1 protein-coding gene is annotated in these 591 nt (G+C 66.2%); it reads left to right on the top strand.

Going from position 1 to position 591, the window contains the following annotated elements:
• The first annotated feature begins 25 nt into the window (after positions 1-25).
• Entirely contained in the window at positions 26-547 is a 522-nt protein-coding gene (locus tag I0C86_RS02130; protein ID WP_230393399.1) for a hypothetical protein, read from the top strand.
• The last annotated feature ends 44 nt before the right edge of the window (positions 548-591 follow it).

Raw genomic sequence — 591 nt, 5'->3', positions numbered from 1 at the left:
CACCGGTTCGGTGTCGCAGTCGGTGATGGCCGACAAGGCCGACAAGGGTGCCAAGGCTGACAAGGGTGCCAAGGACAGCAAGGACAGCAAGGGCAGGCCGTCGCGGGACCGGTTGGTGCCCCGTGGTGTGCAGGGCGAGCAGTCCTCGATTCCGCTGTCGGGTGAGCAGTCCGGCAACGTCAGGGCGATCGTGAAGGCGACGAAGAAGGCTGGTCTGGACGAGCGTGCCGCCGTGATCGCGGTCGGAACCTCGTTGCAGGAGTCGAAGTTGGAGAACCTGGGTCATCTGGGTGACGCCAACGATCATGACTCGCTGGGGTTGTTCCAGCAGCGGCCGTCCTCGGGTTGGGGCACGCCGGAGCAGATCACTGATCCGGAGTACTCGACCATCGCGTTCCTGACCGGGCTGAAGCAGGTCGAGGGTTGGCATGACCTGCCGCTGACCGTGGCCGCGCAGAAGGTACAGGTCTCGGCGTACCCGGACGCGTACGCCAAGTGGGAGAACCAGGCCGCCGACCTCGTCGCGGGCGCCTGGAACAACAGCTGACAACCGGATGGCAGCAGCAGTCCGGCTGGCCGGGTCCCGCACCA

This window comes from Plantactinospora alkalitolerans (assembly GCF_015690345.1).
GTDB lineage: Bacteria > Actinomycetota > Actinomycetes > Mycobacteriales > Micromonosporaceae > Plantactinospora > Plantactinospora alkalitolerans.
This window is presented reverse-complemented; position numbering and strand designations above follow the sequence as displayed.

Coding starts and splice junctions, on each gene's coding strand:
- I0C86_RS02130 (WP_230393399.1), top strand. CDS start 26: ATGGCCGACAAGGCCGACAAGGGTGCCAAGGCTGACAAGGGTGCCAAG.